The 25658-nt window shown below is 51.5% G+C and carries 28 protein-coding genes, 1 tRNA gene and 4 pseudogenes; 28 read left to right on the top strand and 5 right to left on the bottom strand.

The features are described 5' to 3' along the window. Nucleotides 1-14: 14 nt before the first annotated feature. Nucleotides 15-509 carry a DUF4446 family protein gene (locus ACHHV8_RS32745; RefSeq protein ID WP_395163348.1) on the top strand — a complete coding sequence of 165 codons (495 nt, stop codon included), beginning with the start codon at nucleotides 15-17 and terminating at the stop codon, nucleotides 507-509. Here the strand turns inward: ACHHV8_RS32745 and yyaC are convergent. Continuing rightward, nucleotides 481-1098, bottom strand: a complete 618-nt coding sequence (gene yyaC / locus ACHHV8_RS32740; RefSeq protein WP_395163347.1) for a spore protease YyaC — start codon at nucleotides 1096-1098, stop codon at nucleotides 481-483. The genes ACHHV8_RS32745 and yyaC overlap by 29 nt on opposite strands. A gap of 113 nt (nucleotides 1099-1211) precedes the next feature. Between yyaC and ACHHV8_RS32735 the strand changes: the two genes are divergently transcribed. The 6 genes from ACHHV8_RS32735 (at nucleotide 1212) to ACHHV8_RS32710 (ending at nucleotide 4276) form a co-directional block, all read left to right on the top strand. Then, nucleotides 1212-1454 (top strand): putative Se/S carrier protein, encoded by a 243-nt coding sequence (locus ACHHV8_RS32735; RefSeq protein WP_395163346.1) that lies wholly within the window; start codon nucleotides 1212-1214, stop codon nucleotides 1452-1454. Nucleotides 1455-1463: 9 nt separating this feature from the next. Next, nucleotides 1464-2222 carry a mechanosensitive ion channel family protein gene (locus ACHHV8_RS32730; RefSeq protein WP_395163345.1) on the top strand — a complete coding sequence of 253 codons (759 nt, stop codon included), beginning with the start codon at nucleotides 1464-1466 and terminating at the stop codon, nucleotides 2220-2222. Between the two features lie 161 nt (nucleotides 2223-2383). Continuing rightward, on the top strand, nucleotides 2384-2623 hold the full coding sequence (locus tag ACHHV8_RS32725; protein ID WP_395163344.1) for a DUF951 domain-containing protein: 240 nt from the start codon (nucleotides 2384-2386) through the stop codon (nucleotides 2621-2623). Nucleotides 2624-2679: 56 nt separating this feature from the next. Continuing rightward, nucleotides 2680-2770 (top strand) — tRNA-Ser (locus ACHHV8_RS32720). 404 nt (nucleotides 2771-3174) lie between these two features. Then, on the top strand, nucleotides 3175-4191 hold the full coding sequence (locus ACHHV8_RS32715; protein ID WP_395163343.1) for a hypothetical protein: 1017 nt from the start codon (nucleotides 3175-3177) through the stop codon (nucleotides 4189-4191). Further along, nucleotides 4112-4276, top strand: coding sequence for an SEC-C metal-binding domain-containing protein (locus ACHHV8_RS32710; protein WP_395163342.1), 165 nt, complete (start codon nucleotides 4112-4114; stop codon nucleotides 4274-4276). Before ACHHV8_RS32715 ends, ACHHV8_RS32710 begins: the two co-directional genes overlap by 80 nt. A 99-nt stretch (nucleotides 4277-4375) precedes the next feature. On the opposite strand, the gene ACHHV8_RS32705 is transcribed toward ACHHV8_RS32710, so the two are convergent. Continuing rightward, nucleotides 4376-4624 carry a hypothetical protein gene (locus tag ACHHV8_RS32705; RefSeq protein ID WP_395163341.1) on the bottom strand — a complete coding sequence of 83 codons (249 nt, stop codon included), beginning with the start codon at nucleotides 4622-4624 and terminating at the stop codon, nucleotides 4376-4378. Between the two features lie 62 nt (nucleotides 4625-4686). Then, on the bottom strand, nucleotides 4687-4866 hold the full coding sequence (locus ACHHV8_RS32700) for a YjzC family protein (RefSeq protein ID WP_395163340.1): 180 nt from the start codon (nucleotides 4864-4866) through the stop codon (nucleotides 4687-4689). Between the two features lie 247 nt (nucleotides 4867-5113). On the opposite strand from ACHHV8_RS32700, the gene rpsF reads away from it, so the two are divergent. From rpsF to ACHHV8_RS32645, 11 genes and pseudogenes are all read left to right on the top strand, one after another. After that, a complete protein-coding gene (rpsF, locus tag ACHHV8_RS32695; protein ID WP_395163339.1) occupies nucleotides 5114-5398 on the top strand; it encodes a 30S ribosomal protein S6 in 285 nt (94 codons plus the stop codon). 42 nt (nucleotides 5399-5440) lie between these two features. Then, nucleotides 5441-5922: pseudogene (gene ssb / locus ACHHV8_RS32690) on the top strand (single-stranded DNA-binding protein). Between the two features lie 21 nt (nucleotides 5923-5943). Then, nucleotides 5944-6228 (top strand): 30S ribosomal protein S18, encoded by a 285-nt coding sequence (gene rpsR, locus ACHHV8_RS32685; RefSeq protein WP_395163338.1) that lies wholly within the window; start codon nucleotides 5944-5946, stop codon nucleotides 6226-6228. 447 nt (nucleotides 6229-6675) lie between these two features. Next, on the top strand, nucleotides 6676-7092 hold the full coding sequence (locus tag ACHHV8_RS32680) for a CBS domain-containing protein (RefSeq protein ID WP_395163692.1): 417 nt from the start codon (nucleotides 6676-6678) through the stop codon (nucleotides 7090-7092). 52 nt (nucleotides 7093-7144) lie between these two features. Further along, on the top strand, nucleotides 7145-7447 hold the full coding sequence (locus ACHHV8_RS32675) for a MazG-like family protein (protein ID WP_395163337.1): 303 nt from the start codon (nucleotides 7145-7147) through the stop codon (nucleotides 7445-7447). Between the two features lie 26 nt (nucleotides 7448-7473). Continuing rightward, nucleotides 7474-8376, top strand: a complete 903-nt coding sequence (locus ACHHV8_RS32670) for a DUF2232 domain-containing protein (protein ID WP_395163336.1) — start codon at nucleotides 7474-7476, stop codon at nucleotides 8374-8376. Nucleotides 8377-8399: 23 nt separating this feature from the next. Further along, nucleotides 8400-10371, top strand: a pseudogene (locus tag ACHHV8_RS32665) (DHH family phosphoesterase). Continuing rightward, the gene (rplI, locus tag ACHHV8_RS32660) at nucleotides 10368-10814 is read left to right on the top strand and encodes a 50S ribosomal protein L9 (RefSeq protein WP_395163335.1); all 447 of its coding nucleotides are present in this window, start codon (nucleotides 10368-10370) and stop codon (nucleotides 10812-10814) included. Before ACHHV8_RS32665 ends, rplI begins: the two are co-directional and overlap by 4 nt. Nucleotides 10815-11279: 465 nt before the next feature. Beyond that, nucleotides 11280-12617, top strand: coding sequence for a replicative DNA helicase (dnaB, locus tag ACHHV8_RS32655; protein ID WP_395163691.1), 1338 nt, complete (start codon nucleotides 11280-11282; stop codon nucleotides 12615-12617). Between the two features lie 325 nt (nucleotides 12618-12942). Next, nucleotides 12943-14226 carry an adenylosuccinate synthase gene (locus ACHHV8_RS32650; protein WP_395163334.1) on the top strand — a complete coding sequence of 428 codons (1284 nt, stop codon included), beginning with the start codon at nucleotides 12943-12945 and terminating at the stop codon, nucleotides 14224-14226. Nucleotides 14227-14575: 349 nt separating this feature from the next. After that, entirely contained in the window at nucleotides 14576-15337 is a 762-nt protein-coding gene (locus tag ACHHV8_RS32645) for a hypothetical protein (RefSeq protein WP_395163333.1), read from the top strand. A 165-nt stretch (nucleotides 15338-15502) separates the two neighbouring features. On the opposite strand, the gene ACHHV8_RS32640 is transcribed toward ACHHV8_RS32645, so the two are convergent. Next, nucleotides 15503-15787, bottom strand: coding sequence for a hypothetical protein (locus ACHHV8_RS32640; protein WP_395163332.1), 285 nt, complete (start codon nucleotides 15785-15787; stop codon nucleotides 15503-15505). Nucleotides 15788-16068: 281 nt separating this feature from the next. Between ACHHV8_RS32640 and ACHHV8_RS32635 the strand changes: the two genes are divergently transcribed. The 8 genes and pseudogenes from ACHHV8_RS32635 to ACHHV8_RS32600 all read left to right on the top strand — a co-directional run bounded on the left by ACHHV8_RS32635 (nucleotide 16069) and on the right by ACHHV8_RS32600 (nucleotide 23447). Beyond that, entirely contained in the window at nucleotides 16069-17631 is a 1563-nt protein-coding gene (locus ACHHV8_RS32635) for a peptidoglycan DD-metalloendopeptidase family protein (RefSeq protein WP_395163331.1), read from the top strand. Nucleotides 17632-17809: 178 nt separating this feature from the next. Further along, entirely contained in the window at nucleotides 17810-18526 is a 717-nt protein-coding gene (gene yycF, locus ACHHV8_RS32630; protein WP_395163330.1) for a response regulator YycF, read from the top strand. A gap of 3 nt (nucleotides 18527-18529) precedes the next feature. Further along, a complete protein-coding gene (locus ACHHV8_RS32625) occupies nucleotides 18530-19528 on the top strand; it encodes a HAMP domain-containing protein (RefSeq protein WP_395163329.1) in 999 nt (332 codons plus the stop codon). Further along, nucleotides 19528-19809, top strand: a pseudogene (locus ACHHV8_RS32620) (histidine kinase dimerization/phospho-acceptor domain-containing protein); the annotation flags it as partial. The gene ACHHV8_RS32625 and the pseudogene ACHHV8_RS32620, both read left to right, overlap by 1 nt. 12 nt (nucleotides 19810-19821) lie before the next feature. After that, nucleotides 19822-20370 carry a sensor histidine kinase gene (locus tag ACHHV8_RS32615; protein WP_395163690.1) on the top strand — a complete coding sequence of 183 codons (549 nt, stop codon included), beginning with the start codon at nucleotides 19822-19824 and terminating at the stop codon, nucleotides 20368-20370. Then, on the top strand, nucleotides 20367-21650 hold the full coding sequence (locus ACHHV8_RS32610; RefSeq protein ID WP_395163328.1) for a YycH family regulatory protein: 1284 nt from the start codon (nucleotides 20367-20369) through the stop codon (nucleotides 21648-21650). The genes ACHHV8_RS32615 and ACHHV8_RS32610 overlap by 4 nt, the downstream gene beginning before the upstream one ends. Before the next feature lie 54 nt (nucleotides 21651-21704). Then, nucleotides 21705-22451 (top strand): two-component system regulatory protein YycI, encoded by a 747-nt coding sequence (yycI, locus tag ACHHV8_RS32605; RefSeq protein WP_395163327.1) that lies wholly within the window; start codon nucleotides 21705-21707, stop codon nucleotides 22449-22451. A 192-nt stretch (nucleotides 22452-22643) separates the two neighbouring features. After that, the gene (locus ACHHV8_RS32600; RefSeq protein ID WP_395163326.1) at nucleotides 22644-23447 is read left to right on the top strand and encodes an MBL fold metallo-hydrolase; all 804 of its coding nucleotides are present in this window, start codon (nucleotides 22644-22646) and stop codon (nucleotides 23445-23447) included. Here ACHHV8_RS32600 and ACHHV8_RS32595 read toward each other — a convergent pair. Continuing rightward, nucleotides 23416-23634 carry a hypothetical protein gene (locus tag ACHHV8_RS32595; RefSeq protein ID WP_395163325.1) on the bottom strand — a complete coding sequence of 73 codons (219 nt, stop codon included), beginning with the start codon at nucleotides 23632-23634 and terminating at the stop codon, nucleotides 23416-23418. The two genes, ACHHV8_RS32600 and ACHHV8_RS32595, sit on opposite strands and share 32 nt — an antisense overlap. Nucleotides 23635-23853: 219 nt before the next feature. Between ACHHV8_RS32595 and ACHHV8_RS32590 the strand changes: the two are divergent. Both ACHHV8_RS32590 and ACHHV8_RS32585 read left to right on the top strand, forming a co-directional pair. Beyond that, a pseudogene (locus tag ACHHV8_RS32590) lies at nucleotides 23854-25085 on the top strand (S1C family serine protease). A gap of 27 nt (nucleotides 25086-25112) precedes the next feature. Beyond that, complete coding sequence (locus ACHHV8_RS32585; RefSeq protein ID WP_395163324.1) at nucleotides 25113-25280, top strand: CxxH/CxxC protein; 168 nt, start codon at nucleotides 25113-25115, stop codon at nucleotides 25278-25280. The last annotated feature ends 378 nt before the right edge of the window (nucleotides 25281-25658 follow it).

Genomic DNA, 25658 nt, shown 5'->3' with positions numbered 1-25658 from the left:
ACAGGGGGATAAGCATGGGGGAGATTCTTGACTTAATTGATATGAGGGTAGTGCTCATTGCCTTTTCATTCATCGTAATTATTTTTATTGTTTTGGTAATGACCCTGTGGAGTAAGCTGAACAAGCTTCGTAAAACTTACATGGCGATGCTGAATGGTGAAAGCAGCTTGAACGTGGAGGATGCATTGATTGAACTGCAGGAAAAAGCCGAAGCATTGAATCAACGGACCGACTCAACGCAGCAGCAAATTGCCGAGGTCGTGCAGCAGCTGAAAAAAATGAAATCCCATATCGGGATTCATCGTTATAATGCATTCGCGGAGGGCGGCAGCGATTTAAGCTTCTCCGTAGCCATATTGGATGAAGAGCTGGACGGCGTTGTATTAACCGGGATTCATAACCGTGATGAAACTTACGTATATGCCAAACCGATTACACAAGGCCAGTCCAGCTACACACTCTCTCCTGAAGAAAAGGAAGCTATCCATCGAGGCGCGCATAAGAAGTAGAAGCGGTTATGCGCCGCATTCCATTCAGAGCGATTTGGAACGATTTGGAGATGACTTCCGCCATGTTCATAACCAGGCTCAACCGGGTATTTTGCAGAACGAAATACTCCATAAATCCTCCCACATTGACGATCCCGGTAATATGGATATCGCCTACCGGAGGAAGATCTTTATTCACGCCTGCCCCTGGCTTGACAGGACCATTGCCGATTTGAATGCATCCTACGCTGGTTAGCTGCCCCAGGCAGGCGTCTATGGCGATAATGAACGGATTGTGGTAATGATTTTGGATGGTCGTCAGCGTATCCTTTAAATTCATGGCATGCACGGGATTATCCAATGTACCGTAAAGATGAAGACCATCGATGTTGTATTTTTGAAGCTGCGAACCAACAAGAGGGCCTAAGGAGTCGCCGGTCGAGCGGTCGGTTCCTACACATACGATAATAAGCGGCTGCTGCGAGGGAATTTGTCCGATAATCGAGAAGAGACGATCGGATAAAACTTCAAGGATATTGCTGTCGGTATGAGGAACTTTGAGCGCTTCGATTTCTTGCTGAACAACGTCTCTATGAAACGGCATTTTCATATAATAACCCTCCATATACTAGGAGTATAAAAACATTTTTACTAGTATACGGAAACAAAACCCATTTTATACGTCGTTTTCTAAATATAATGGAAGCAAGTGGAGGACCGGTCATGCTGTTGATGGCATTCGATTCAACTCAACAGGCGCTGCGCGCCGAAATGCTGCTGGAATATGCGGACATCGAGAATGATATGTGCCCGACTCCGAAGGATATTACTGCGGGCTGTGCGCTGTCCCTGGAATTTCCGGAGGAGGCGCTTGAGGAAGTGAAACAGATTGTTGTGGAAGAAAGAGTGGAGATCCGCGGCATTTATTTTAAAAAAGAGGATCATTATGTTAACATAGAATGGTAAGGTGATCTTATGCAAAATAAGCTTCATTGGATTCTGTCCGATTCATTGGAGGCAGAGGCGACAACATGGAAACAAGCACAAGAACAGGTGTTTGCCTATATAACCAATCCCGCCGTTTGGACCCAATTTTTCCTGGTTGCGGTAAAAATCATATTTATTTTTGTGGTAGGAAAAATAGTCATCAAGCTGGCCAATAAAGCGCTGGAGCACATGCTGGTGGAGCGGGATAAAAACCCGTTGAAATTCGACCAGCGCCGGACCAAAACAATTGGGAAATTATTGGGAAATACTATTACCTATGTTATTAATTTTATAATGATATTGATGATTCTAAATCAGTTTAACATCCGTTTGGAACCTGTGTTGGCCGGGGCAGGCGTGCTCGGATTAGCTATCGGGTTCGGTGCGCAGAGCCTGGTTAAAGACGTGATCACCGGGTTTTTCATCATCTTCGAGGATCAATTCGCTGTGGGGGATATCGTCCAAATCGGAACCTATAAGGGAACGGTGGAAGAGATCGGGCTACGGGTAACGAAGCTGAAGAGCGAGAACGGCGAAGTACATATTATTCCGAACGGGACGATTGCCCAAGTATCCAATTTCTCGGTTAATAACTCTATCGCCATTATTGATGTTTCTATCGCCTATGAAAAAGATGTAGATAAAGCGACTAAGGTTTTGAAAGAGGCCGTGGATAAAATTTACGAAACGAATATCAATATGGTTAGTGCGCCGGCGGTGCTTGGTGTGCAAACAAGAGGTCCGTAATGAAGTAACGCTGCGCGCTACCGTGGAATGCCGACCCAATACACAAGTTGCCGTTTCCAGAGAATTGTATGCAGAAGTCAAGAAGGCTTTTGATAATAACGGAATTGAGCTTCCCTATTCCGAAGTCTCGAATTACCATAAAGATTAAAGGGGGGAGTGAAATGGAAAGAAAACAATATCAAATGGGCGATATTGTTCAAATGAAGAAACCACACCCTTGCGGAACCAATGAAATGGAAATCATACGGATGGGGATGGATATTCGAATCAAGTGTGTAGGGTGTAAGCACAGCGTGCTCGTGCCCAGAGCCAAGTTTGAAAGCAAGCTGAAGAAAGTGCTGAGGTCGAATCCTCAGTCTGCAGAGGAGCTTTCCGGGACGAGCGAAAATGATTTAAATTAGGGCTTGCCATAGGGTGGTTCCTTATGCTATTATAAGCCTTGTCCCTTTTGAAACGCGGAAAGGTACCCAAGAGGCCCAAGGGGGCTGACTCGAAATCAGCTAGGCGGCGCAAGCCGTGCGTGGGTTCGAATCCCACTCTTTCCGCCACCAATTCATTTGTATAAAATGATTAACGACATACCAACCTTCTATGCGATAGATCGACGTAGAAGGTTTTTTTTATGTTAAGAATGACCACCTAAAGTTGATAATCGCATCCTTACCATATATAATTTGTAAAGATGACTTTTTAAGGATATACTAGGAATGAGATCATTTTGTCCGGTAGGCGATACGGTTGGCTAAGGAGCTGGGCGGTTCCACGTGAAACAAATAGGTTACTCAAATTAGACCCTCCTACCGAAAGTGGGAGGGTTTCTGTTGTTCGAGTGGAGTCATGCTGCTAAGGAACGCAGGATGGACAGAAAGGACGAAAGTATGGACAGGCTATTGAGAGAAGTGGATTCAGTAAATGATATCGGCTCAACTAGAAAAAAGGGGGGACGGGTTCAGTGAAGGAGTTAACTCTTAGTGAATGCCTAACAGGGCTGACCAAACAAAATCTGACGCACATCCGTACTCATTTAGGCATTCAGGGTGTTAGCACACTAAAGAAGCAAGAATTAGTTGAAGTATTGGTACAGAGAATACCGGAGAAATTAACCGAGCTGTTTCCTGCGTTAAATGAGAAGCAATCCGGCATTGTCAGGCAGGTTGCTGGTGAAGGCGGGAATAGTGAGCTGAAGCTAGAAGAAGCGGAGATGGAGTTCTTCACTCAGCGGGCTATCCTCTTCGAGGAGACTATTGAGGGCAAAACCTGGACTCGTATGCCGAAGGAAGTATTGGCATGCTTCACCAAGCTTGAGACCGGTGCAGAGGCTGCAGATGGAGAAAAGACGCCAAAGGTGGAGCTGGGTCAAGAAGCGGATGAGACTATCAGGCTGGCACAAGGCCTGCTGTATTATTATGGTGTCCAAACATTGGAGCAGTGGGCAGAGAGCATGGAGCTGTACACCGGCGTTAAACCGGCTGCCGATCAACTGCTTCGTATCGCGTCCGCGGCTGATGAACTCGAAGCTAACGATCGAATCGTGTGGCATACGCGGGTACAAAATCCGGATGAGGTGCTTCGGCAGCAGCAGTCCAGACCGGAGCTGGCATTTTCCCCTTGCACCAAGGAAGAGCTGCTCGCTGCAGGCGAGCCCGGCTTCATCGACCGTACGCCGATCTACCAGAACTTTGTAAATCTGATTAAGGTGAACTACACGATTTCCCGCGATGAAGCGGACGATGTCATTCAAGAGTGCGTGTACGCGATTCGGAACGGAAAGACGTCGAGCGATCTGTTTAAGATGCTTCAGACAAAAATGGATCTCGATGAGGTTGATCTCATTAAAGCGGTGATGGAGCAAACCATCTTGCTTGAGAATCACACCCGTCAATCGGACCTTGAAGGGGTATACGTTAAATCAGCTGTCGGCCCAAAGAAAATTGCTGCAGTCCGAAGGCAGCAGAATCGGAACCGTTAAAATCGCCTCCAAGAAAAAAGTAGGCCGCAACGATCCGTGTACCTGCGGCAGCGGGAAAAAATACAAAAAATGCTGTGGAGCCTAACCGTTGAGGTGAGGCCTTCCGTTTAAAATAATAAAAGGACGTCATAACCCCGAGAAGATTCTCCAGGGAGATGACGTCCTATTTTTCTAAATCCCTATATTAAGACCGGCTTCTTCTCCGGACGCTGAAACGGTCGATCACATAGCCGATCACCGTCCAGGAAAGAATCGTCAAAACATACAAAATCGCCGGGTTCACATTGGTATAACCGAAAATCGGGTAAAACCAGGCCGGAACGCTGAGGCAGTAAAATAGGATGTAAACCGGCTCGGAATCGTGCCCGATGGCATGCATAAGACAGACGGCTGCGCCGATCGCGGTACAAAACAGAGTGAATTTATTGTTCATGAGCAAGCTCCTTTAATAGTTGATGGGAAAGCCCTCCGCGCCTGCCGCGCGGAAGGGTGAAGCTAGTATTTCCTTTTCCACTTCCGGTTATGGTTGGAGGTTTCGGGGAACGTATCCCCTTTTTTCAAGGTGATGATTTTCGGGTTATTGATCCCCATATGAAACGCATTCTCACCCATCTCCAAGTATTCTCCGTCATTCGGAGCTTTGTCACCGGGCCTGAATTGACTCCATTCACCCATCGCTGGTCACCTCCTGTACGAAGTGTACTGGTAGTTTCTCCGGCGGGGGGCCATCGCATGACGATTAATATTTACCACGGATGGAAAATAGCATATGCACCAGCTTTTTATAGGGTGGAAGAAAATAAACTTGTCATTGTCCGCTGATTTTGCTATAGTATTGTGGTGCGAGTTTTGAAACGTTAGTTTATTTACTCGCTCCTTGCTCCTCACTAGAGGGGCCGTTAGTCCAAAAGGAGGTGAAACCATGCGCAAATATGAAGTGATGTACATCATTCGTCCGGACATCGAGCAAGAAGTTGTTCAATCTACGATTGAGAAATTTCAAGGCATCATCAACAACGGTGGCGAGATTACGAAGCACGATGTAATGGGTAAACGCCGTCTTGCGTATGAGATCAACAAGCACCGTGATGGCCATTACGTGTTAGTTCATTTCAATGCTAACAACGAGGTTATTTCCGAGCTTGACCGTGTGATGAAGATTTCTGATGAAGTCATTCGTTACCTGATCGTTAAAGACGTAGCTTAAGTTATCCATGTGCCGTAATTGACATGTTGGGAGGGTGTTAGATTGCTAAATCGTGTGATTCTAATCGGAAGGCTGACTCGTGATCCTGAATTGCGTTATACTCCGTCAGGCGTAGCCGTAACTACGTTCACACTGGCTGTGGATCGTCCTTTTACGAACCAGCAAAGAGAGCGTGAAGCGGACTTTATTAATATTGTAACATGGCGTCAGCTTGCTGAAACATGTGCCAATTATTTGCGTAAAGGCCGGTTAACTGCGGTGGAAGGCAGAATTCAAGTACGAAACTATGACAATAACGAGGGCCGTCGCGTTTATGTGACGGAGGTTATTGCTGATAATGTTCGTTTCTTGGAATCTTCCAATAGTGGCGGCGGAGCCCGTGAAGAAGGTATGGGTGGCGGCCAAGCTCCAAGCCAAGGCCAAGGCCAACAGCGTTACGGTGGAGTGACCGGCGCGACAATCAAGATCCGTTCCAAGATGACGGTAGACCGATTGATATTTCTGATGATGATTTGCCATTCTAACGTAGAAAGGACTGAGCATCGATGAGTTTCCAAAGAAGAGACAACGGCGGCGAAGAGCGCGGCGAGCGTAAATTCGGCGGTCGTGGTAAAAAAGGTGGAAAACGCCGTAAGGTGTGTTACTTCACTGTAAATAAAATCAAGCACATTGATTATAAAGACATCGAAACGCTGAAGAAGTTCATCAGCGAGCGCGGCAAGATTCTTCCACGCCGTGTAACTGGAACATCCGCTAAGTACCAACGTATGCTGACGATTGCGATCAAACGCTCCCGTCAAGTAGCGTTGCTGCCATACACTACGGAGTAATAGCTTCACAAAAAGACGACTCGAACGGAAGCTCGGGCCGTCTTTTTTTATGGAAATTGAGCTTTGCAGGGAAGCCGGTGAGCCGGATTTCCGGGCATCGTTCAGAGCCTATAGGGAGAGGACTCCACCGCAGGTTGGATGTTCTCTTTCTGCTTTTTTAACTAAGCAAATCCGAGAAACGGCGATAAGCGCCATCGAAGATGCCGAAACGGACATTGGCGGCCGGGAGTGCAGCCATTTGATCAGATTGGAATTCCTCCTGGTTTGCTTATTTGATACCATATAGGACATCGCAGGGTGAAGTATGCCGTATCTTTTGATAAAATAGAAGTGTATGAACAAGACGGAGGGTCGTATCTTACCACGATGTATCATAAGGTTAAGGTAGGGAATCTGTTTTAAGGTTGGGCAGGGAGCAGCTTGACTTTGGAGGAAAGGGTGGCTTGGGTGAACATCGCGTTTTTTCTGGTACCAAAAGAGGACGTTATTTTTTTATCTCCCAATTCAACGATGCGCCAAGCATTGGAACGGATGGAGTATCACCGGTATTCCGCAGTGCCGCTTATTGATGAGCACGGCCGGTATGTCGGCACGATCACGGAAGGGGATCTGCTGTGGAAGCTGAAGCATTCGCCGGAAATAGGGTTTGAGAATGCGCATAAGGTACATCTTAAGGATGTGCCTCAGCATATGAATATTAAACCGGTGCGAATCGATCAGCAGATGCAGGACCTGATTACATTGGCTACGAATCAGAACTATGTTCCGGTTGTAGACGATAACGGCGTTTTTATAGGCATTATCCGCCGCCGGGAGATCATCGATTACTGCTTCAAGCTGTGGCAAGCGGAACAAAAGGTATAAATTGTGGTATAATTAACTAAAGTGTGTTAAGGAGAGAGGCGGCTGGTCCTGCATGGAACGTGATGTCGATTTGGCGAAGCGGGCCAAAATTATTGAATGGCTGAAGACGGAAATTGTGGATCATATGGCACACTTGTTAAAAGCGATTTGGGAAGGCAGCTCGCATAAAATTACAGATGCTTTGGCGAGCCTGGTAGCCAGCTCCTATATTCTCGGAAGGCGTCTCGGCATTTCTCTGCGCAGTCTGGATGAAGCGGTTTTGGACAAAATGAAGAAGCATAGACAAGAAGGGCATCAGCTGGAAGAATGGTACGGCGATATTTCCGCTTTAGAAGAACATTTGCGTAAGAGGTGAAGGTGTTGGGGAAGGGTTCCGTACGTATGTTAGGCTGGAGCGTGGCAACCATTGTGCTGCTCCTGTCTGTGCTAACTCCGTTTAGCTTAATTACGTTTCACCTACTGATGATTCCGGTAGTCATTCTGTATGTGAAGCTGGATACGAAGAAGTTTCTCTTGTATTACGGTATCAGCTTGGCCTTGGTTTATGTCTTGACCTCGTTGATGATGGTAGGCTGGGCAGGTGTTCTGCTGATAGCGATGTCATTGTTTCTGCTGCCTCCGGTCATTCAGATGGGGAATTTATATAAGAAGCGGGCTCCGGCACGCTCGGTCATTACGGTAGGTACGGTAACGCTGCTGGTGGAAATGCTGGTCAGCCTTGTAGTCGGGTATGCGCTGGGCTTCAATATGATCGATAAAATGAAGCAGTTCATGATGGAAAGCATGAATACGCTGCCTGAACAGCTGCAGAGCATGCTGGCGATGGAGAAGGAAACGCTGGTGCAATTGGTCAGCCAGATGCTGCCGCTGTATATGATCGGCTACTCGATATTCCTGGTTGTAGTCACTCATTGGCTGGCGAGAAAGCTGTTGAACCGTTCAGGAGAAGGGCTGCCGGCGTTCAAGTCGATTCGGGAATGGATGCTGCCGCGCTCTTTTGTCTGGTATTACCTGATTGCTTTGTTTATGGAATTTTTCGTAAAAGATACGAATTCGATTCTTTTTACTCTGCTTCTTAATTTGCTGCCTCTCTTGACGGCGGTGTTCGCGGTGCAAGCGGTAGCTTTTCTGTTTTTCGTGGCCCATCGGAACCGGTGGAATCGCGCGCTGCCCTACGGAGGGATCGTGGTGTTGGTCTTTTTCCCGCCAGCTTATTTCATGTTCAGTATGTTGGGCGTTTTTGATGTAGCGTTTCCGATTCGCGAACGGATGACCCGAAAATAATGAAATGATTAGGAGCGAGTGAAATGCCGAAGTTCCTGCTAAAGCGATGGCATGGCTTGCATATCGTATGGATATTTGCATTAATGACGATTTTGATTTTTATTCTTATGGCTTATCAATGGGTGGTCAGCGTGATCGCCCTGCTTCTTTGCGGTGTACTGATTTACTATACGCTGCAGGCCGAGCAGGCCTTCCGGAAAGACTTGAATGAGTATGTCGGCACGCTGTCCCACCGGATCAAACGAGCCGGCAACGAAGTCATCCAGGAGCTTCCTTTGGGGATCCTGCTGTACAATGAAGAGAAGATCGTTGAATGGCATAATCCGTTTGTTGCGAAAATGCTCTCCAAAGAGTCGTTGATCGGCGAATCTGTGATTGACCTGATTCCTGCAATGAAGTCCCGCAAGGATAAGGAAGTCAAGGAAACGAAGTTCGAAGTCACGATCGGCAAGCAAATTTACCTGGTGCAGGCCCGTCCGGACGAACGCCTCCTTTATTTTACCGATATTACGGCCTACCGGACGCTTTCGGCGAGATACGAGGAGAGCCAGCTGGCCATGGGGATTGTCACTATGGACAACTTGGACGAGGCCACCCAAGGGATGGACGACCAGACGAGAAGTATTATGATGGCTCGTGTGACGGGCGAGATTACCGAATGGGCGCAAAAGAATCAAGTGTACCTGCGCCGGACGGCGTCCGACCGCTACTTGATCCTGATCGAACCAAAAAGGTCTGAAAGCGCTCGAGCAGTCGCGGTTTGAAATTCTCGATGAAGTCCGGGATATGACTATCGAGCAGAAGCTGCCTTTGACGTTGAGCATCGGTATCGCCTCCGGCGTGGAATCGTTGACGGAGCTCGGACAGCTTGCTCAGACGAGCTTGGATATGGCGCTGGGCCGCGGCGGCGACCAGGTGGCGGTGAAGGTAGGGGAGCGGCTTTCCTTCTATGGCGGGCGCTCCAATGCGATTGAGAAACGGACCCGCGTCAGAGCCCGCGTCATTTCCCATGCGCTGCGAGACCTGATCCGCGAATCGGAGAAGGTCATCATCATGGGCCACCGCTACCCGGATATGGATTCGATCGGCGCGGCGGTCGGCGTGCTGAAAGCGGCACATGTCAGCAACAAGGAAGGCTATATCGTACTCGAAGGAATCAATCCTTCGATACAAAAGCTGATGGATACGATCCACGAGGACGAGAAGCTGAACCGGTGGTTTATTACGCCGGAGCAGGCAATGCAAATTACGAATCAGCGTTCGCTGGCGGTCGTTGTGGATACGCATAAAGCCTCCATGGTAGCCGAGCCGAAGCTGCTGCAGCTGACGCAGCGGAAATTCGTTGTCGATCATCACCGCCGCGGTGAGGAATTCATTCAGGACGCGACGCTTGTGTATATGGAGCCGTATGCTTCATCCACCTGCGAGCTCGTGACGGAGCTGCTGCAGTATTTCAATGAACGGCTGACGATGGGCGTGCTGGAAGCGACGGCGCTCCTGGCCGGGATCGTTGTGGACACGAAGAGCTTCAGCCTCCGCACAGGCGCGAGAACGTTCGAAGCAGCGTCTTTCCTGCGCCGCAACGGAGCGGACTCCTCCTTGATTCAGCGCTTGCTGAAGGAGGATCTGGACGCTTACATTCAGCGTTCGGAGATTATTAAGAATGCGGTCATTATTTTCGATCACATCGCTCTGGCGGTGACGGAGCCGAATCGCAAATATTCTCAGTTGCTCATCGCGCAAGTAGCTGATACATTGTTAACTATGACAGGCGTGATGGCTTCCTTCGTCATCAGTGAACGCCCTGACGGTTTAATCGGCATCAGCGCCCGTTCACTGGGCCAAATGAATGTGCAAATCGTGATGGAACGGATGGGCGGCGGCGGTCATTTGACCAATGCGGCGACACAGCTGGAAAGTACCGTTGGGGAAGCAGCGCAAAAGTTAAAACAAATATTAAATGAGATGCACGCAGAGGAGGGGCTTTTCGAATGAAAGTAATCTTGTTGAAGGATGTTAAGGGTCAAGGAAAAAGAGGAGAAATTAAAAACGTGTCCGAAGGCTACGCAATGAACTTCTTGTTCCCGCAGCAGCTGGCCGTAGCTGCTAACGATTCGTCTGTCAAAGTATTGGACAACCAGAAGAAGGCCGAACAGCGCAAGAAGGATCAGGAGAAAGCCGATGCTGTGGAGCTGGGGCAAAAGCTGGAGACATTGACGGTGGAGCTGAAAGCGAAGTCCGGGAAAGACGGTCGTTTGTTCGGAGCGATCACAAGCAAGCAGGTGGCCGACGGGCTGGAGAAACAAAAGCAGATCAAGCTGGATAAGCGCAAAATTGTGATGGATGACGCGATTCGGACGCTGGGTGTCACGGAAGTGGCGGTCAAGCTGCATCCGGAAGTTACCTCCAAGCTGAAGGTGCATGTCACGGAAGAGTAAGAGCGGAAGAATAATCCGGCTTTTGCCGGAGATGGATAGAAGGGTTTCAGAACAGACCTCGGGCTGTTCTGAAACCTGGAACAGGTGAGAGATAAACTTTAACGCAGGGAGGCCACTGAAAAACTAGCGGAGCGTGCGGAATCGTTCTGTAGAAGCGAATGCGTTCGCCTTTGTCCTTGGATTTCAACCGCTACGAGCGGGATATAATCAAAGAAATCCAGGGACAACAGCGATCGGAAGAATGTTCCGTACGCGGAGCGATGCCTTTTTCAGTGGCCTCAACGCAGGTGAGGTATTCAAGCTAACGTCCACGTGTGAAATCTGAGAACATACCGCTCATTCGAATCCATTTCACGGATTTCAACAGCGGCTGAAGGAAGGTACCTCACCGGAGTACTGCAGCAAGCTCAGGTTTGCCTGAGGGCAAACCTTTGAATATAGGAGGAGACGAACTTGAACGAAGGTATGTTTATGGATCGCATCCCTCCGCAAAATTTGGAAGCCGAGCAGGCCGTGCTCGGCGCTATTTTGCTTGATAGCGATTCACTCGTCACTGCGATGGAACGCATCACCGGCGATGATTTCTATCGCACTTCCCACCAGCGCATCTTCGAGTCGATGATCGAGCTGGCGGAAGAAAATGAGCCGATCGACTTGATTACGCTGACGGCGAAGCTGCAAAACAAGCAGCAGCTGGAGGAGATCGGCGGTATTACGTATTTGTCGGAGCTCGCCAATGCGGTGCCGACGGCGGCGAACATCGACTATTACGCTCAGATCGTCGAAGAGAAGTCGATGCTGCGCCGTTTGATTCGTGCGGCTACGAATATTGTGACCGACGGCTACGCCGGGTCCGACGAGGTAGGCGACCTGCTGAGCGATGCCGAGAAGAAGATTCTTGAAATCTCCCAGCGGCGCTCGAGCACGGGCTTTATCGCCATACGCGATGTGCTGATGGAGGTTTTCGACAAGGTCGAGTTCTTGTACAACAACAAGGGCGGAGCCACGGGAGTGAGATCCGGGTTTCAGGATTTGGATAAAATGACGGCCGGCTTTCAACGGTCCGACTTGATTATTGTTGCCGCCCGTCCTTCCGTAGGGAAGACGGCGTTTGCTTTGAATATCGCGCAAAACGTAGGGGTGCGCGAGAAGGAAACCGTCGCCATCTTCAGTCTGGAGATGGGCGCCGCTCAGCTCGTTCAGCGGATGATCTGCGCTGAAGCGAATGTGGACGCGACACGGATGCGGACAGGCTTCCTTGAAGGCGACGACTGGGAGAAGCTGACGATGGCGATCGGCGCCCTGTCGGAAGCGAATATTTACATCGACGATTCGCCGTCGGTAACGGTAGCCGATATCCGGGCCAAGTGCCGCAGATTGAAGCAGGAGAAGGGGCTCGGGATGATCCTGATCGACTACCTCCAGCTGATCCACGGCCGCGGCAAAGGGGATAACCGGCAGCAGGAGGTTTCCGAAATTTCACGTACGCTGAAGCAGATTGCCAGGGAGCTGAACGTTCCCGTTATCGCCTTGTCCCAGCTCAGCCGGGGCGTAGAGCAGCGGCAGGACAAGCGTCCGATGATGTCCGACTTGCGGGAATCCGGTTCGATCGAGCAGGATGCCGATATCGTTGCGTTCCTGTACCGTGACGATTACTACGATAAAGAGTCCGAGAAGAAGAACATTATTGAGATTATTATCGCCAAGCAGCGGAACGGTCCGGTAGGCACGGTAGAGCTGGCTTTCCTTAAAAATTTCAATAAATTCGTCGGCTTGGATCGCACGCATCAGGAAGTAGGCTAGGAAATAACTTGCCGCATCCGGTGTCTGGATGTAGCTGGTCTCCATGATGAAAGTCCGGATGCAATGTGAATCAGCCGTTTGCCGATCGTTAAGATGGAACCCCCCATAAGATGTTGCACGGGGAACATTGGTCTTGAAAAAAACAGGGTAAGAGCCTCGCGGCGCTTACCGCTTACATATAAACCATTCCCGAACAATGATTAAGAGGCATCTATCATTGTTCGTTTTTATTGACTTTACTACCGGGTGCTGATAAACTATTTGATGGTGCTTTATGCCTTTTGGCTAAATATAGGTGAACACTCACCTGACGGGGGTTATGAATATGTCAACGGTTGTAGTTGTCGGAACCCAATGGGGCGATGAAGGAAAAGGGAAAATAACCGATTATCTGGCGGAGTCGGCGGAGGTCGTTGCTCGTTACCAAGGCGGTAACAACGCGGGCCACACGATTCTGATCGATAATAAGAAGTATAAATTGACGATGGTGCCGTCCGGCATTTTTTATGAAGATAAAGTTTGTGTGATTGGTAACGGGATGGTTATCAATCCGGGTGCATTGCTGGAGGAGATCGCTTACGTTCACGAGAACGGCTTCTCCGCCAAAAATCTTCGCATCAGCGACCGCGCGCATGTGATTATGCCTTACCACCTGCTGCTGGATGGACTGGAAGAAGAGCGTAAAGGCGATAACAAAATCGGAACGACCCGCAAAGGGATCGGCCCTTGCTATATGGACAAAGCGGCAAGAAACGGTATCCGGATCGCCGATTTGATGGACGCTGAGGAATTCGAGCGTAAAGTCCGCCACATGGTAGCTGAGAAAAACGTGCTGATCGAGCAGGTATACGGCTCCAAAGGCTTGGATGCGGAAACGATCATTCAAGAATACCTGGGCTATGCCGAGAAGCTTCGTCCTTACGTGACGGACACTTCCGTTGTGCTGAACGATCTGATCGATGCAGGCAAAAAGGTGCTGTTCGAGGGTGCGCAAGGGGTTATGCTGGATATTGACCAAGGTACGTATCCGTTCGTTACTTCCTCCAACCCGTCGGCCGGCGGCGTATGTATCGGTTCCGGCGTAGGGCCATCGAAGATCCAGCAAATTATCGGGGTAGCGAAATCGTACACGACCCGTGTCGGCGACGGTCCGTTCCCTACGGAGCTTCACGATGAAATCGGCCATCTGATCCGTGAAAAAGGTCACGAGTACGGTACCGTAACCGGCAGACCTCGCCGTGTCGGCTGGTTCGACAGCGTCGTTGTTCGCCATGCCCGCCGCGTGAGCGGTATTACCGGTCTGTCCTTGAACTCGCTGGACGTGCTGGCAGGGCTGGAGACGGTCAAAATTTGTACCTCCTACAAATACCGCGGCGAAGTGATCGAGCATTATCCTGCAAGCTTGAAAATGCTCTCCGAGTGCGAAGCGGTGTACGAGGAAATGCCAGGCTGGAGCGAAGATATTACCGGCGTACGTAAGCTGGAAGAGCTGCCTGAGAATGCAAGACGTTATGTGGAGCGCGTATCCGAGCTGACAGGCATTCCAATTGCCATCTTCTCCGTCGGCCGCAACCGCGAGCAAACGAACCTGGTAAAACCGATTTATTAATAAGATGCACTATCAAATAGATTGATCAGAAAAGATCCCGGGAGCCCGAACATCTTATGTTTGGAAGGCCGCGGGGTCTTTTTTTTGTTCAAACGGGCACGGACGGGGAGAGCGAGAGGAGCGCCGAACGGCGAATATTTTTCGAGAAGCGGTTGTATTCAGCCAAAAAGGTCAATACTGGAGGGGAGGCGGCATGATTCCAGCATTAGGGAGATGATAAAAAACAATGAGAGGCATTCAGTGGCTGACAAAGCTTATTCTTAGTGCACTAATTACGTCAGCGGTATGTATAGCGTCGACCTTTTGGGTGATTCAGACTTATGTTGATATAGTGTTGGAGCAGTATCAGTTGAAGCCGATGGTACAATCGACCCCCAGCTGGTCGCAGCTGGCCGGCCGGTTAACGCAGCAGCTGTCGCTGTCCGGCAGCTCGTCGAAGATCGATTCGTCGAGCGTTGCCTTAGGCGACAAAAAACAGCCCCCGGCGGATCAGCCGGTTTCCGGCTCGATCAGCGGGAGCGGGGGAGCCTCCGATGCGCAGCCAGACGGGGCGCTGAGTGGAGCATCGGGCGGTGCCGCATCAGGCGCGGGAGGGACGGATACGGGCGTATCCGGTACGGGTCCGCAAGGCACAGGAGCATCCTCCGGCGCCAGCGCGGCGGGCACGGGCACTTCAGGAACCTCAGGCGCCGGGGGAACCGGAAGCGGCAGTCCCGCGGCTCCGTCCGTCAAGAACGGCACGTCTGCGGACAAGAACCCGCCGGAGGACGCGATTGCCGTATTCGGCCATCAGAGCGGACAGTCTGGCGCTGGCGCCGCCGGTTCCTCCGGGAGCGGGCTAAGCGGCTCCGAAGCCTCCGATGCGGATCGGCGGGTCGTCGTATCCGGCGAGGACTTCACGAAGAAGAAGGAGCAGCTGTCCAACGAGGACAAGAATAAAATATTCAATCTGCTCGTTTCCCGGATCCCGCAGGATGAAATGCAGCGTATCTCCCGGCTCATGGAGGACGGCATTACCGCATCCGAGCTGAAGGAAATCGAGCAGGTGCTGCAAAAATATTTGAAGCAGGACGAATATAACCAGCTGCTCGGCATGATCAAGACGAATTAAAAGAAACAGGCGTCCCTTTTCATAGAGGGGACGCCTGTTTTTGCTTGCCTATTCTCCAAGGCCGCCGCTATCTTTTCCGCCATGACCAGAATCGATGACGAGCAGCTTTCCTTAATTGATTGATTGAGCGTTGTTTCACCGCAGCTGCAATGTATATTGGCCGTCCTAGGGCTGACCGCCGTACCGGGCAATGGTGTCGGCCGCCTGGCGGGACCGTGAGGATTCAACAATTACTTGCAGCGTATAGCTCGGTTCTTCGCCGCTCCAGTCCGGCTGCGATGCTGTCAGCCCTTGCTGCAAGGACGCTTCCAAACCAAGGGGGTCAGGGGAGGAATAGGATGCTGTGCCATCGGATTCCACATGAATATTAATGGCGCCCTGCTCGCGAAGCGCGGCCGAGACCTGCTCGATATCCGTCCAGCTGCGGAAGGTAGCCGTAATATTTTCCATTGATTAACTTCACACTCCTGCCACGAAACGAGGGGAAACACCCCTGCGACCGCGAATAATGTTGAAACAAGCAGATGGATTATGGTAAATTGATAAAGGAACATTTAGATTTGTGACAAATATTACATTTTGCAGTGATTTCGGCTGGAATCAGCCTTGACAACAATTGCACGTACCCTATAGGGAATGGAATAGCCATAAAGCTTGTTTGCAAGATTATTATCCCTATTTTAGGCTTTTTTATGTAGATCTCGTAAAAATGGACTTAAAAGGAGTAGATCATGAGAGTTTTCAAGGGAATGGACGGGGTGAAGAGCCTGCTGGACAAGTCCAGACAGAAGCTGTCCCAGCTCCAATTACGCAACTTGACTGCCAAGCTAAAGGTCAAACCGGTAACCAATGATGAAACGAATGAAACAACAAATAAAATCGCAGTACAAGGCACACGAATCAATAAATGGACGCTGGCTAAGACGGCCACTGTCGTAGGCGCCGTAACCGTATTGGTGTGGGGCGGGAATGCGTATGTGCACGGCCATATTTCGGAAGTGTACCATGTGGCGGTAAACGGCCAGGAGCTGGGTACCGTTAAAGATAAGGACACCGTGGAGCGATTCAAGGACGCGAAGGTCAAGGAATTGTCCAACAGCAGCACTGACGTTCGGATGTCGGTTAACGTTCCGGAGATCGAATTTACACCTGAAAAGGCTTTCATGGCAAAGGCTCAGGAACAACAGGTGATGGACAAGCTGTCGGGCTATATTACGGCGCATCCGGTAGGAATCGAGATGATCGTAGACGGGAAGCCGATGGGGGTCGTGAAGGACGAATCAACGGCCAATAAAGTACTGGAATCGATCAAAGCAACGGCGCTGGAGAAGAAGAAAAATTCCGGCGTTGTTAAAGTGCTGTCCGCCTCGCCGGCATCCAATGCCGAAGTGGTAGAATTGCAAAAGGTAGAGTTCGTTCAAAAGGTAGATTTGAAGGAAGTCGACGTGCAGCCGCAGGACGTTATGAAGCCGGATGAAATGCAGAAGAAGCTGGAGACCGGCGACGTTCAGCCGACCAAGTATACGGTAGAGAAGGGCGACTGCGTGTCGTGCATCGCCAAGAAGCTGGACATTCCGAAGCAGGTTATTTATCAGAACAACCCGACGATTACCGACGATATGATCAAGGTAGGCCAGCAGCTCGATTTGACCGTGCTGCAGCCGAAGCTGGCTGTCCGTACGGTGGAGAAGGTTGCTGAAACGCAGGAAATTCAATACGAGACGGAAACCCAGCAGGACGATTCAATGCGTTTGGGCGAGTCCGAGGTGATCAAAGCCGGACAGAACGGCGTGAAGAAGGTCATGATTCAGGTTACGAAGGTAAACGGTCTGATGACGGACGAGACGGTGCTGAATGAAGAGGTCGTGCAGCAGCCGGTAACCGCCGTTGTGCGCAAAGGCACGAAGGTCGTGAAGGGCGAAGGGACGGGCAAATTTGCTTGGCCGGTTCTCTCCTCCAACATTACGAGTACGTTCGGTACCCGGTGGGGCGCTTTCCATAAAGGAATCGATTTGACGGGCAACCGCAATATTATGGCGGCAGATAACGGTAAGGTTGTTTTTGCCGGCGTGAAGTCGGGCTACGGAAATGCGATTATTCTCGACCATTTGAACGGCTATAAGACGCTGTACGGGCATTTAAGCCAGATTGATGTGACGGTAGGCAAGATCGTAGAGAAGGGCGAGAAAATCGGCTATATGGGCAGTACGGGCGACTCCACAGGCATCCACCTTCACTTCGAGGTTCAGGTTAATGAGGTACCGCAAAATCCTTTGAAATATTTGAACCGCTAGAGCGTTAGAGCCATTATTCATAGAATTGTTTTGAACTGAAAAGGGGCATGGAATAAGCAGGAAAGCTGCTTGTCCGTGTCTCTTTTTGCTTCCATGTGTGGTAAGATAGAGGGGAGCAAGGAATAGGCAAATAAGCCATTCCTAATACCATGTCAAGTTCTCAAGGCGGTGATCGAGATTGGCGAAAATACTCGTTGTCGATGATGAACAACCGATTGCGGATATATTGAAATTTAATTTGGAAAAGGAAGGGCACGAGGTCATCTGTGCCTATGACGGCGGGGAAGCGGTGGAGCTGGCCTTCAAGGAGGAGCCGGATCTCATTCTGCTTGACTTGATGCTGCCTGTAAAAGACGGAATGGACGTCTGCAGAGAGGTACGCGTCAAGCTGAACACGCCTATTATTATGCTGACGGCGAAAGATAACGAGATTGATAAAGTACTGGGACTGGAGCTTGGCGCGGACGATTACGTGACGAAGCCGTTCGGGACGCGGGAGCTGCTGGCCCGGGTGAAGGCGCATCTGCGCCGACAGACGAAGGCGCAGACGGCGCCCGTTCAGGAAGCGGAAGCGCGTCAGGGCATCCGGATCATGAGCCTGTTTATCGACAGCGACATGTATGTCGTATATAAAGATGACGCGGCGCTGGACCTGACGCACCGGGAGTTCGAGCTGGTCCAGTACTTGGCGAAGCATTGCGGCAAGGTCATGACCCGCGAGCATTTGCTGCAGGCGGTATGGGGCTTCGAATATTTCGGCGATGTCCGCACGGTCGACGTGACGATTCGCCGGCTGCGCGAGAAGATCGAGGATGATCCGAGCCGGCCGGAATATATTTTGACCCGCAGAGGTCTCGGCTATATGATGCGCAACCCGAAGACCGGAGGCTTCTAAGCGATGAAAGGACTTCGTTTCTTTCAATCGATTCAAGCGAAGCTGATTATTATTTATGTGCTCCTGATCCTGATCGCGATGCAGCTGATCGGAGTATATTTCATCCGTACGCTGGAGAGCTATTTCAAGACGGACTTTATCGATTCGCACAATAAACAGGCGCTGCTGCTGACGCAGTTTGTGGAGCCGTATTTATCGGCTAACAATGAGGACAACAAAGCGGGAGATACCCGGAAGACGTATGCCGATCTGAACGATGTCGTGAACAACCTGTTCGCGATAAGCAATGCGGAGATTCAGGTGATCGATGCGAACGGGATTGTGCTCTCCACTTCGATGGCCAGCCATCAGGCGATTGTCGGCCAGAAGAACACGCAGACGGAGGTCAGCCGCGCGCTGCAGGGGATCAAGGACAACCAGCGGATGTTCACCGATCTGGACGGCATCCGCAAGATGATCATTGCGAAGCCGATCGGCTCCGGCGTTAAGGTCAATGGGGCCGTGTACATTATTGCCTCCATGGAAGACCTCTACAACACGATGAACCGGATTAACCGGTTCCTGATCACCGGTACGCTCATTGCACTAGGCCTGACAGCCGTGCTGGGCGTACTGCTGACGGCTACCATTACGTCGCCGATCAAGGCCATTACAAGGCAGGCTACGGCCGTAGCCGAGGGGCGCTTCAACGACAAGGTGCCGGTGCTCGGCAAGGACGAGATCGGGCAGCTGGGGCAGACGTTCAATTTTATGATGGAGCGCTTGAAGGACGCTCTCTCCCTCAATGAGGAAGAGAAGGAGAAGCTGGCTTCCATTTTGACGAATATGAACGACGGTCTTATTGCGACCGACGATCAGGGACATGTCATCGTCATTAACCGCAGAGCGAAGCAGATTCTGCAGGTGAACGAGGATACGACGCTCGGTAAGCCTCTGTATGAAGTGCTGGGCATCACGAGGGAATCGATGCGGCAGCAGGACCCGGAGAGGACCCGACGCTGATGATGCATTTTTATCACGATGAGGAAGAAGAGCAGCTGTCCGTCCGCGTGACGTTTACGACGATTCACAGCAAGGGCAAAGGCTCGGCGGGCACGATCGCCATGCTGCAGGATGTGACGGACCAGGAGAAGCTGGAGGAATCCCGGCGCGAGTTCGTAGCCAACGTATCTCATGAGCTGCGCACGCCGCTGACGACGATCAAAAGCTATCTGGAAGCGCTGGAGGACGGCGCCCTGGAAGAGCCTAAGGTGGCGTCCAAGTTCGTCAGCGTTACACGCAACGAAACGGAGCGGATGATACGACTAGTTACGGATTTGCTGCAGCTGTCCCGGCTTGACTCCAAGCAGGCGATTATCAGCAAAGAAGTTACCGATGTCAGCGAGATGCTCGACGAGGTGGCGGACCGGTTCTCGTTCCAGCTGGAACAGCGTTCGATCCGGGTTGAAATTCACGTTCAGCCGGACGTGGAGGAAATCGTGCTGGACCGCGACCGCATCGATCAGGTGCTGGACAACCTCGTATCCAACGCGATTAAATATACGGCGGAAGAGGGACATATTATCATTCGTGCGACCCGTCCGGATGCGAAGCTGCTGGAAATCTCCGTTCAGGATAACGGGATCGGTATTCCGAAGAAGGATTTAAGCCGGATTTTCGAACGGTTCTACCGTGTAGATAAGGCACGCTCCCGCAGTATGGGCGGTACGGGTCTGGGCCTATCGATTGCCCGGGAAATAGTAAGGGCCCACGGCGGGACGATTACGCTGGAATCGGAGCTTGGCCAAGGAACGAAGGTTACATTCACGCTTCCTTATCTGCATGAGGAGGAGGCGGCGGTATGATGGAAAAGCTGAAAACAGCCCTGCTGGTGCTGCTGGTATCGCTCAGTTTGCTGCAAACGTATTTTCTCTCGTACAATTCGCCGAAGTTCGATCCGCTGGTGCAGGAGGAATATGTGAAGACCGACCCGATCGGTTCGCAGGCCCCGCTGGAGGATCTGCTGTTTCCGAACGAAATCGTGATGCATCTGGGCAACCAGGTACACACCGTACTTTACCCCGACACGGCGGCGTACAGTTCCATTCTGGACAATGTGAAGCAGCGGACGCTGGACGGTTTTCGCAAGACGAATCTGTCCACGCTCAACCTGAATTGGGACGATATCCGCAATAAGCAGCAGGGGATTGAGGTTCGGTTCCGCGACGGCGTGCCGATTGACGTGCTTCAGCGGGTCATGCAGCTCAAGGGCGAGCTTCCCGCGGATAATGATGTGATTACGAAGATTTGGATTTTCGCCAAAGATACGAAGGACGAGGTTCGTACGATTCTTTTTACCGATACGGCGAGCACGGTCTACGAGGTTCAGAAGGCGGATATTTCCGCTAAGGATATCGAGCGTTTCGTAACGATGGAAGAGGTTACTCCTTACAAAGCGATGGCGAACGGCGATTATTATCTGCCTGCCAAGCCGCTTGGTTTTCCGGTGTATAAGCTGCCGTACATTTCCTACACGGTCGATCAGCTGAAACGCAGCTTCTTCGTCGATCCGGCGATTACGCGCAACATATCGGAGCGGGACGGCTCAGAGATTTATACGGACAGCAAACGGGGGCTGCAGCTGAAGAATGATCAGCGCTGGATGACGTATTCCGACCCTGTGGCGCCTGTCGACAGCAAGGTCGACCTGAAGGACAACCTGCTGTCAGCCGTTCAGTTTGTGAACCAGCATGGCGGCTGGAACGGCACATACGCGGTGCAAAAGGTGCCTCAGCGGCTGCTGCCGGCCAATCAGGCGTTTATTTTCCGGCAGTACTACGGCTCGCTGCCGATTATTAATCAGAACAGCGATAATATCGGCTTTATAAAGATGGTGCTGCAAAAAGGCGTCGTATCCAGCTACGAGCGTTCGACCATGATTCCCGAGCCGAGGGGCGTCGTCAAAAAAGACGGCTCGCTCATTGGCGGCGAGGAGCTCGATGCGAAGCTGAATCAGTACAGCAAGAAGACGGCGGTCATTTCCGTTTTTCCGGGCTACCGCCCGATTGTCGGGGAGCAGACGGTCGAGCTGGTGCCGACATGGACGGTTGAGCTGCGCGACGGAACGTATGAATTTCTGGAGTAAGGGCTGCTTGCAAAGGCAGGCATTTCAACGAAAACGCGTTGGGGAGGTGAGCCCATGGACTGGGGCCGGGCCAAATTAATTCTGATTTTGTCATTCTTCATGCTCAACGTTGTGCTCGGCTACCAGCTATGGACAACCCGGTCCGACCTTCTGGAATTCGATGCGAACACGGCGAGCGCGGCCGAGGAAATACAGCGGCTGTTAAAAAGCAAGAACATCCAGGTGTCGGCGGAGATGCCGAAGGAAATTCCGCGGCTGAAGGAGATCGTCGTCCAATTCGATGAGAAGATGAAGTCGGATAAAAGGATTCCGCTCGGCACGCCGTTTAAATACAGTCCGCTGCTCAGCCGGGGGTCACCGAAGGATACGGCGGCCAAGGCCGTCATTCCGAATCTGGATGCGTACCAATACGATCCGGTGCTCAGCGTGAACGGTGTGTACGTGTTTCATCAGCTGTACAATTCGGTGCCGATGTTTGAGGTTAAGCTGGAGCTGAACGAGGAGAATGGATTAATTACTTCTTACAGCCAGGGGTATGTGGAGGTTCAGTCGGAGAGCGACCAGAAGGAGCAGAAGGTCATTTCGCCGTACACGGTTCTCAGGAGCCTGATCGAGACCTATTTTCCCAGCGGCAGTGTCGTTACGAGCATTAAGCTCGGATACCACGGTCAGGTGTTCAACTCGCAGACGATGTTTATGGTGCCGTATTGGCGGGTTGTGCTGGGGAACGGGGATGGGGACATATATTATGTCAATGCGCTGAATGGAGCTGTCGAGCTTCCACAGAAGAACAAGAAGTAGCCAGGGTAAAGCGACGGAAACTGACGGAGCGAAAAGCGGATGCTTGTGCCTCATTGGGCATGCCCGCTGATCGTGTTGGATGACGGGATGTACTAACCGGGGAAATGGGCAGCGAAGGCGGTTTATTCGGTTGTTGGCTAGGGGAACAGGTCAGCGCCGCAGCAAGGCTATGAGGAGATGGGAGTCAGTCAGATGGGAATTCGTTTTACGGTATTGTCCAGCGGTTCCACGGGGAACGCGATGGTAGTGGCGACGGAGGACAGCAAGGTACTGATCGATGCCGGCCTAAGCGCCAAGAAGATCGACCAGCTGTTGAAGGAAAAAGGAATGTCGGCGTCCGAGCTGGATGCGATTCTGGTGACGCATGAGCATGCCGACCATATTAAAGGCTTGGGAGCGGTAGCCCGCAAATTTGATCTGCCGATCTATGCCAATGAGAAGACTTGGGAAGAGCTGAACCGGCATGTCGGGGAAATCGCCGAAGACAAGCGGTGCGTGATGGAAACCGGCGAGGTCCGGGATTTCGGATCGCTCCAGGTGCAGTCGTACGGTATTTCCCACGATGCGGCTGAGCCGGTTGGGTACTGCTTCTACGAAGGGGACGAGAAGCTCAGCCTGGCGACGGATCTGGGCTATATGAGCGCCAAGGTGAAGGAACAGATTCAGGACAGCGATGTGCTCGTTCTGGAGTCCAACCATGATATCGAGATGCTGCGCATGGGGAAATACCCGTGGAACATCAAGCGCCGCATCCTGAGCGATCTCGGCCATTTATCCAACGAAGCGGCGGGGATCGGACTGGTCGATGTAATGACAACAAAGACAAAACGGGTCTATTTGGCGCATTTGAGCCGTGATCACAATCTGATGGATCTGGCCAGGCTGACCGTGAATAACGTAGTAGAGGAGCGCCTGGAGCCGGAGGATCATCGGGCACGGCTCATGGATACGTATCATGACCGGGCTACGGAGTGGGATCGGCTGGATACGGAGTAGCGGGAGTAAAGGCCGCATCCAGGGAGGAGGACATTGTCGCGATATCTTGAGCGGTGATGATGCCTTTTTCAACCAGCACCTCAATTAACGCGCTGACCATCAGCGCATTCTGGTAGTGGGCGTTTTTCAGGTCGGCGAGCTTGCCGATCAGATCGATCTGCTCCAAATGATTGGTTATCCGGTTCATCGTTCCATCATCCTTTCTTGATATATGTTTTTGTCTCAGGCATCTTTTCGAAGATTTTCCGGCTTGTTGGGGTCATCTGTCATAGCTCGGAATGGGATCTACTCTTATTCTAGTCTTCTAGGGTGCAAAACATTCCACCATGTTTAAAAGTTTATAAGATTATCAGATTGCTAGTATGGGGACTCTGCTCGTCAGCAGCGGAGAAGGGAGCGGGAGAAGATGAGCCTGTTTGATGATGATTTTTATTCGACGAAGACATCGCGCTGGGAGCAGTGGACGCCGAGCGGCTGGAGCGGGCGTGTACGGATAGGCAAGGCTGCGCCATGGGTCTGGCCTGCGCTGGGCGGCGCTGCGGTCATGCTGGGGGTTGTGCTCCTGTTCAGCGCAGGCGGCACGGGCTCCAAGGGCGATGGCTCCGTGGCTGCATCCAGCCAGCAGGCAGCCAGTGCTATAGCGTCCGGAGATGCGCACCAGTTGGCCAGCGATACGGTCGTGCGGATGGTAGAGAAGGTAGGGCAGCTACCGTAGTGAGCATTATCGGCTCGCAGAAGGAAGGGGAAAAAGCTTCCCCGCACGGCGGTACGAGGGGTCTCGGCTCAGGCGTCATTTTCCAAAAGGCGGGAGACAAAGTAAGGATCGTCACGAATAACCACGTGGTTGAAGGCTTCAACCAGCTGGACGTCGTAACCTCGGCAGGGGAGCAAAAGAAAGCCACACTGCTTGGACGCGATCAGATGTCCGATCTGGCGGTGCTGGAGATGGACGGAAGCGGGGTTAAACAGGTAGCCGAATTCGGAGATTCGGATACGCTGAAAGCCGGACAGACGGCGGTCGCCTTCGGCAATCCGCTCGGACTCGGCTATGCGCCGACGATTACGCAGGGCATTATCAGCTGGCCGAAGCGGACCATCCCTGTATCGCTCGGCCAGCAGGGCGAGTACGATTGGGAAATGAACGTCATCCAGACGGATGCCGCGATTAATCAGGGCAACAGCGGCGGCGCGCTGGTCAACCTGGACGGCAAAGTGATCGGGATCAACACGATGAAGGTCGCGGATATGGGCGTCGAGGGACTCGGCTTCGCCATCCCGATTACCGAGGCCAAGCCGATCATCGACACGCTCATCAAGGATCACAAAATCAAACGGCCCTACATGGGCGTTGTGACGCAGGATTTGCAATCTTTTGTGGGCACAGAAGTTTTAAAGCTGCCTGCAGATGTGAAAACTGGTATTATTGTATTAGATACTACAGGACCGGCGAAAGACGCGGGACTTAAAACGAATGACGTCATCGTTGAACTGGACGGCCAGCCGGTGAACAGCACGCTCGCTTTACGCAAATACATTTATGAGCACAAGCAGATCGGCGATAAGATCGGCGTCACCTACTACAGGGGCAGTAAAAAAGCGAACGTTACGTTAACGATGACCGAGCTGATGGATCGATAAATTAGAGAGTAAGAATGGGGTCTTGGGATGTATGTAGTTTGTATGGAACACTTGGAGCTGGCCATCGACCAGTTCGTCGACGAGTACGAGGACGCTCCCGATGTGGTAGATCTGGAGAAGACACACTTCTCGGCATGGGAGCCGCCGGCGCACTGCGAACGTTGCCAGGCGAAGGCACGGTTTCTCGTCGTGTAAATGAATAAGGGGAAGGCTTTGCGCGGGAGCGCGGCCTTCCTTTTTTTCGCGATTCAGGCACGGATGGGTGGATTGGAAGGGTGGAGTAGGGAGTATGGTGCTGCATTGGGTAGCATTTATTCGCAGGGCTTTGCTTCGCCGGAAGAGACTCATATTTTGTGCACAAATGGAACTGACGGAGCTCTATGTGTTTCACAATAGGCTGACGGGCGGTGGATGTATTTGGGACAGGCTTAGGTTAGGTCGATAGAGAGAGTTGGGAAGACGGAGTGTTGGAAGGATGACGGGCGAGTTGTAGGGACGATGAGTTGATTAGAAGACGGTTTTGCTAACCGAGTCTATGTCCACTCGGAGTGGACTGGACTCTGGACTGAATGC

The organism is Paenibacillus sp. TAB_01, from assembly GCF_043945595.1.
Classification (GTDB): domain Bacteria; phylum Bacillota; class Bacilli; order Paenibacillales; family NBRC-103111; genus Paenibacillus_S.
The sequence above is the reverse complement of the archived record's forward strand: the minus strand, read 5'-3'. Positions and strand labels throughout refer to the sequence as shown.

What these genes read in the sequence shown, in the direction of transcription:
- ACHHV8_RS32650 (WP_395163334.1), top strand. Translation starts at nt 12,943, where the DNA reads ATGTCAACGGTTGTAGTTGTCGGAACCCAATGGGGCGATGAAGGAAAA.
- ACHHV8_RS32610 (WP_395163328.1), top strand. Translation starts at nt 20,367, where the DNA reads ATGATGGAAAAGCTGAAAACAGCCCTGCTGGTGCTGCTGGTATCGCTC.
- yycI (WP_395163327.1), top strand. Translation starts at nt 21,705, where the DNA reads ATGGACTGGGGCCGGGCCAAATTAATTCTGATTTTGTCATTCTTCATG.
- ACHHV8_RS32735 (WP_395163346.1), top strand. Translation starts at nt 1,212, where the DNA reads ATGCTGTTGATGGCATTCGATTCAACTCAACAGGCGCTGCGCGCCGAA.
- ACHHV8_RS32745 (WP_395163348.1), top strand. Translation starts at nt 15, where the DNA reads ATGGGGGAGATTCTTGACTTAATTGATATGAGGGTAGTGCTCATTGCC.
- dnaB (WP_395163691.1), top strand. Translation starts at nt 11,280, where the DNA reads ATGTTTATGGATCGCATCCCTCCGCAAAATTTGGAAGCCGAGCAGGCC.
- ACHHV8_RS32675 (WP_395163337.1), top strand. Translation starts at nt 7,145, where the DNA reads ATGGAACGTGATGTCGATTTGGCGAAGCGGGCCAAAATTATTGAATGG.
- rpsR (WP_395163338.1), top strand. Translation starts at nt 5,944, where the DNA reads ATGAGTTTCCAAAGAAGAGACAACGGCGGCGAAGAGCGCGGCGAGCGT.
- ACHHV8_RS32700 (WP_395163340.1), bottom strand. Translation starts at nt 4,866, where the DNA reads ATGGGTGAATGGAGTCAATTCAGGCCCGGTGACAAAGCTCCGAATGAC.
- ACHHV8_RS32730 (WP_395163345.1), top strand. Translation starts at nt 1,464, where the DNA reads ATGCAAAATAAGCTTCATTGGATTCTGTCCGATTCATTGGAGGCAGAG.
- ACHHV8_RS32725 (WP_395163344.1), top strand. Translation starts at nt 2,384, where the DNA reads ATGGAAAGAAAACAATATCAAATGGGCGATATTGTTCAAATGAAGAAA.
- ACHHV8_RS32625 (WP_395163329.1), top strand. Translation starts at nt 18,530, where the DNA reads ATGAAAGGACTTCGTTTCTTTCAATCGATTCAAGCGAAGCTGATTATT.
- ACHHV8_RS32640 (WP_395163332.1), bottom strand. Translation starts at nt 15,787, where the DNA reads ATGGAAAATATTACGGCTACCTTCCGCAGCTGGACGGATATCGAGCAG.
- ACHHV8_RS32635 (WP_395163331.1), top strand. Translation starts at nt 16,069, where the DNA reads ATGAGAGTTTTCAAGGGAATGGACGGGGTGAAGAGCCTGCTGGACAAG.
- ACHHV8_RS32600 (WP_395163326.1), top strand. Translation starts at nt 22,644, where the DNA reads ATGGGAATTCGTTTTACGGTATTGTCCAGCGGTTCCACGGGGAACGCG.
- rpsF (WP_395163339.1), top strand. Translation starts at nt 5,114, where the DNA reads ATGCGCAAATATGAAGTGATGTACATCATTCGTCCGGACATCGAGCAA.
- ACHHV8_RS32615 (WP_395163690.1), top strand. Translation starts at nt 19,822, where the DNA reads ATGATACGACTAGTTACGGATTTGCTGCAGCTGTCCCGGCTTGACTCC.
- ACHHV8_RS32585 (WP_395163324.1), top strand. Translation starts at nt 25,113, where the DNA reads ATGTATGTAGTTTGTATGGAACACTTGGAGCTGGCCATCGACCAGTTC.
- ACHHV8_RS32670 (WP_395163336.1), top strand. Translation starts at nt 7,474, where the DNA reads ATGTTAGGCTGGAGCGTGGCAACCATTGTGCTGCTCCTGTCTGTGCTA.
- rplI (WP_395163335.1), top strand. Translation starts at nt 10,368, where the DNA reads ATGAAAGTAATCTTGTTGAAGGATGTTAAGGGTCAAGGAAAAAGAGGA.
- ACHHV8_RS32595 (WP_395163325.1), bottom strand. Translation starts at nt 23,634, where the DNA reads ATGAACCGGATAACCAATCATTTGGAGCAGATCGATCTGATCGGCAAG.
- yyaC (WP_395163347.1), bottom strand. Translation starts at nt 1,098, where the DNA reads ATGAAAATGCCGTTTCATAGAGACGTTGTTCAGCAAGAAATCGAAGCG.
- ACHHV8_RS32705 (WP_395163341.1), bottom strand. Translation starts at nt 4,624, where the DNA reads ATGAACAATAAATTCACTCTGTTTTGTACCGCGATCGGCGCAGCCGTC.